Source organism: Desulfuromonas sp. CSMB_57 (assembly GCF_020194955.2).
In the GTDB taxonomy this organism is placed as follows: Bacteria; Desulfobacterota; Desulfuromonadia; order Desulfuromonadales; family Syntrophotaleaceae; genus JAFCIY02.
The window spans coordinates 1-4,619 of the sequence record NZ_JAFCIY020000081.1; the positions used below are offsets into that span (position 1 = coordinate 1).

General features: G+C 54.6%; 5 protein-coding genes. All 5 read right to left on the reverse strand.

What is annotated here, in order from left to right; all coding sequences use genetic code 11:
• Positions 1–348: 348 nt before the first annotated feature.
• The 5 genes from JQN68_RS14285 to JQN68_RS14305 all read right to left on the reverse strand — a co-directional run bounded on the left by JQN68_RS14285 (position 349) and on the right by JQN68_RS14305 (position 4,291).
• Entirely contained in the window at positions 349–540 is a 192-nt protein-coding gene (locus tag JQN68_RS14285) for a type II toxin-antitoxin system HicB family antitoxin (protein WP_225073925.1), read from the reverse strand.
• A gap of 60 nt (positions 541–600) precedes the next feature.
• Positions 601–981 (reverse strand): helix-turn-helix domain-containing protein, encoded by a 381-nt coding sequence (locus JQN68_RS14290; RefSeq protein WP_225073926.1) that lies wholly within the window; start codon positions 979–981, stop codon positions 601–603.
• A 1,175-nt stretch (positions 982–2,156) separates the two neighbouring features.
• On the reverse strand, positions 2,157–2,579 hold the full coding sequence (locus JQN68_RS14295; RefSeq protein ID WP_225073870.1) for a type II toxin-antitoxin system MqsA family antitoxin: 423 nt from the start codon (positions 2,577–2,579) through the stop codon (positions 2,157–2,159).
• 3 nt (positions 2,580–2,582) lie between these two features.
• Entirely contained in the window at positions 2,583–2,885 is a 303-nt protein-coding gene (locus JQN68_RS14300) for a type II toxin-antitoxin system MqsR family toxin (RefSeq protein WP_225073869.1), read from the reverse strand.
• 89 nt (positions 2,886–2,974) lie between these two features.
• Positions 2,975–4,291: a nucleotide sugar dehydrogenase gene (locus JQN68_RS14305; protein ID WP_249621278.1), complete on the reverse strand. Its 1,317-nt coding sequence runs from the start codon at positions 4,289–4,291 to the stop codon at positions 2,975–2,977.
• Positions 4,292–4,619 lie beyond the last annotated feature (328 nt).

Here is a 4,619-nt window from a genome sequence, read left to right on the forward strand (position 1 = left end):
CATATGATTACTCCTTAACACCTTGATCTATCCACCAGCGACCTTCGTAATCAACAACCTTCCTTTAAGGTTTTCTCCTGCTTTTCCTCTGTGTCCTCTGTGGCTCGCGTGAGCGCAGCGAACGGGTGGTAAAACTTGCCTTTGCTCTTGCCCTTGACCTTGCCCTTATCCGCGTGTATCTGCGTTCATCTGCGGCTAAACATGTCCTTGACCCAGAATCAAAACCCTTAGACGCAGATTGCGCAGATGTTCGCAGATAAAACCCTAAAAACTAAAACCTGTTTCACCACCCGCTTCGCTCGAGGCACAGAGGACACGGATATGGCTATTATTCACTTTTCCTGGCACTCAAAAACTGAGCTTTGGTTTCTCCTTGCGCTCTGCCTGAGCCTGCAAAAGCCGCCTGGCAACGTCACGGGCAATTTCCAGGGTTTCGTTGACCGTGCGACCTTGCGCCACCAGTCCCTGAATATCATCCGAGGTGGCGAGATAAACACCTTCAGGAAGTTTTTCGATATGGATCTGAACAATGCGTTCCATATTTGAATCCTTCGCTAGCTTCCTGCCGAAGTCGTCGGACAACGTACACAGCCGGACGGGCTACAAAAAAACCCGGTAATCGACATTAAGTGCAGCGGCCAGCCTCCTTGCGGTTTCTTTACCGATGGGCCGCTTGCCATTTTCCATCTCGCTGATGTGATGTTGGGCAATTCCGGTCAACTCGGCAAGCTGCTTCTGGGTCAACCCCTCCTTACCCCGACTGCCACGAATGCAGACGCCGCCACTGTTCCAGGCTGTCTCCGGCAACAGATCTTCGATACTGTAAAATTCCTTTTCGTCCAGATCCAGGGCCAAGTCAGTGAGATCTTTCACCTTCAAGGCTTTAGCCACACTACGCAACTTGGCTATCTGCCTCGGGGTTCCCCGAAAACGGACTTCAAGCTGTTCTTCAGTAGGGCGCTTTTTCGTGAGTGCCGACATATATCACCTCCACAAGCCTGACCTGCCCCTTATCTTCACGCCAAACCGCAACGTAAGTTGGCTGACCTTTTTTGACATGACAGTGATGCTCCAATGCAGACAACTTTGAATAATTTGGCCAGTTGCCGCGCACCGGGCCGCTGAGCCGTATTTCCATGATTAGGGCAGCGATGCTGTCACGTATTGTCCTTGGCAGCTTTCCATACTGTTTTGCCGCCTTTTTTGTGAACAGTACATTCCATGACATTGCAAATAATATCCCACCTATTGGTATTATTGCAAGACCCGCCCTTCACCATTGGTTTCCGCAATCGGGGATTCGGGACCGGAAAGTATCCCGGGGTCTGACATTCGGACATTCTCCCGGAAAAATAGTGCGTACCATTCCTGGAATCCGTACCGTTGGCAGCATGTCGATGGATCAATCCTCTGCATAATGGCCACCCGGCCGAAAACGCTTCAAAACCGTTTTTTCACCACTCGCTTCGCTCGAAATCCACAACCTTTTTTAGCCGCAGATGCACGCAGATGAACACAGATGAAATCTTTACTAGGGTTTAAACCCAAAGCCCAGTCCTTAAAGGTTTTCTCCTGCTTTTCCTCTGTGTCCTCTGTGGCTCGAGTGAGCGCAGCGAACGGGTGGTAATACCTGCTCTTGCCCTTGACCTTATCCGCGTGTATCTGCGTTCATCTGCGGCTAATAAGCCTTTGACCTTGATTCAAAACCCTTAAAAACTAACATCTGTTTCACCACCCGCTTCGCTCGAGGCACAGAGGACACGGAGGTACAATCTGAGAAAGACCAAACCCACAAGCTTCTTTAGAGTTCAACCACAAGCCCCGGTTGTGATATCCCGAAGGTAGAGGGTATCGGTACGCCTAGACATAGATGATCTCTATATAATAATGTCCTCAATTGAATTGATTTGCCCCAACCCAAAATCTTCATCGATTTTTCGTATTTCTTTGTTTGTCAAACGCGAGGGTATCTCTCGCCTCTGCTTTTCCAAATACCGCTCCCAAGCCCCTTCAGCAGCCATGTTCTTATAGCATTGGTCTTTCAACGCCACCTCTTATTAGACGTTCCGGGGACAGTGTTTAATTGAGTCAAACCCTGGGTGACCTTCGGACCTTCTCCCGACAAAATAATGGGGCACCTTTCTGCAATCCGTAACTTACCCCCTCCGGGTTTTGAGCTCATCCAGAAGTTCGGGATGCCGGTCAAGCAGCCGGAAAAGATGGATTACCGCAGGGAGTGGCTTCGCTTCGCCCCGCTCGTAGCGGGAGAACGCGTTGTGCCCGCCGCCGGTCAGCGCCGCCGCCTGCCTCTGGGTCAGCTTCAGCTTTCGACGGATACGACTTAACTCCGACGCCTGCGCCTGATCAACCCTCGACATGAAATCGACGAGTAAAGTCTCAGTCGCGCTCATGTCCTCACCTGACAGAACAGCCTCACCGCATTCCGTGCACCAATCACCTGGCTGTTCGTAATCCAGACTCTCACCGCGGTATTCAAAGCGGCTGGTCCGCACCTCTCGGACCAGGGGTCCTGAACAGGCGGGGCAGACCGAAAGAGGCGCATGACGTGTTGCGGTCATTGATTATAACTCCTTAAAAGAGATGGTGAAATAGCCGATCTCATCCCTCTGAAACTTGATGTATAGCTGCCCTCCCCGCCACGTCCCGTGGTAAACGTCCTGCCAAATGGACGAGTCGTGAAGGGTCGTCATGGATTTGTAGAAGCAGCCAGATTTCAGAGCTTGAATGATCGACACGGCAGCCTGAGCAGTGATCCCCACAAGGAGAGCATCATTTCGGGCCGTCAACGTCATCCGTAGACCCGAAACAGTTGCCATTTGCGCCTGGATCTCAAGCAGGTTGTAATGAGGCTTCCGTTTCTCCATCAAACAATAACCCTTTAAGGGTAATAAGTCAACCAGCGGTGGCCCCGTCACCCGGCGCCGACTCCCACCCCGTCCGACACCTTCTCTGCCTACAATCCCCAATACCAAAGTTCCTTGCTTTCAATGGCCGGGCGGTCCAGCATCCCCTTCACATCCACCACCACCCCACACCCATTCCCATTCCCACAAAGCTCGTGCAACCGCTCAACCGAAATCCCCCTAAACACCTCATGCGCCACCGCCAAAACCACTCCGTCCACCTGGCCCACCGCATCCAACCCCACCAGTTCCAGCCCGTACTCCTCCCGGGCCTCCACCGGATCCGCCACCGGATCGTGCACCAGCACCTCCACCTCGTAATCCCGCAGCTCGGAAATGATATCCACCACCTTGGTATTGCGGATGTCCGGCACGTTCTCCTTGAAGGTCAGGCCCAGCACCAGCACCCGCGCCCCCTTCACCGCCTTGCCGGCGCGGATCAGCTGCTTGACGGTGTTCTCCGCCACGTACTTGCCCATGCCGTCGTTGATGCGCCGGCCGGCCAGGATGACCTGGGGATAATAGCCCATCTCCTCGGCCTTGAAGGTCAGATAGAAGGGGTCGACGCCGATGCAGTGGCCGCCCACCAGGCCCGGCGTGAAATTCAGGAAGTTCCACTTGGTGCCCGCCGCCGCCAGCACGTCGCGGGTGGGGATGTCGAGCTTGTTGAAGATGATGGCCAATTCGTTCATCAGGGCGATGTTCAGATCGCGCTGGGTGTTCTCGATGACCTTGGCGGCTTCCGCCACCTTGATGCTGGAGGCGCGGTGCACTCCGGCGGTGACCACGGCGGCGTACACCCGGGCCACGGTCTCCAGGGTCTCCTCATCCTGGCCGGCCACCACCTTGACGATCTTGTCCACGGTGTGGACCTTGTCGCCGGGGTTGATGCGCTCCGGCGAATAGCCGACCTTGAACCCCGCGCCGCACTTCAGGCCCGACTCCTGCTCCAGCAGGGGCACGCAGATATCCTCCGTGACGCCGGGATAGACGGTGGACTCGTAGACCACGATGGAACCGGGCGCCAGATTCCGGCCGATGAGGCGCGAGGCCGACTCCACGGGCCGCAGGTCGGGTTTTTTGTGATCGTCGATGGGCGTGGGCACGGTGACGATGAGGAAGGAGGCTTCGCGCAGACGCGCGGCATCGTCCGTCAGCTCGATGGTGGATTGGGCCAGCTCTGCAGCCTCGACCTCGCCCGTGGCGTCATAGCCCCGGCGCAACTGCTCCACCTTGCGCCGGCTGATATCGAAACCGACCACACGGGCTTTTTTGGCCAGGGCGATGGCCAGGGGCAAACCGACATAACCGAGGCCGACGACGGCAATCTTTTGCTGGCCTCCGAGAATTTCATCTGCAGTGATCAATGTTCAACTCCGTCAATTATAGATTAATATTTCGGTTTAAGACCTTGTCTGCGTTCATCTGCGGCCATCTGCGACTCAACAGCCTTTGACTTTAAATCCAAAAACCCTGGACGCAGATTGCGCAGATTGTCGCAGATAACACCTTAAACCCAAAGTCTGATCTCACCACCCGCTACGCTCGAGGCACAGAGGACACGGAGTTACAATCTGAGAAAGGCAAAACCTACAATCCTTTTTTGCCGCAGATGCACGCAGATAAAAGCAGATAACACCTTAAACCCAAAGTCTGATCTCACCACCCGCTACGCTCGAGGCACAGAGGACACGG

Coding starts and splice junctions, on each gene's coding strand:
- JQN68_RS14285 (WP_225073925.1), bottom strand. CDS start 540: ATGGAACGCATTGTTCAGATCCATATCGAAAAACTTCCTGAAGGTGTT.
- JQN68_RS14290 (WP_225073926.1), bottom strand. CDS start 981: ATGTCGGCACTCACGAAAAAGCGCCCTACTGAAGAACAGCTTGAAGTC.
- JQN68_RS14295 (WP_225073870.1), bottom strand. CDS start 2,579: ATGACCGCAACACGTCATGCGCCTCTTTCGGTCTGCCCCGCCTGTTCA.
- JQN68_RS14300 (WP_225073869.1), bottom strand. CDS start 2,885: ATGGAGAAACGGAAGCCTCATTACAACCTGCTTGAGATCCAGGCGCAA.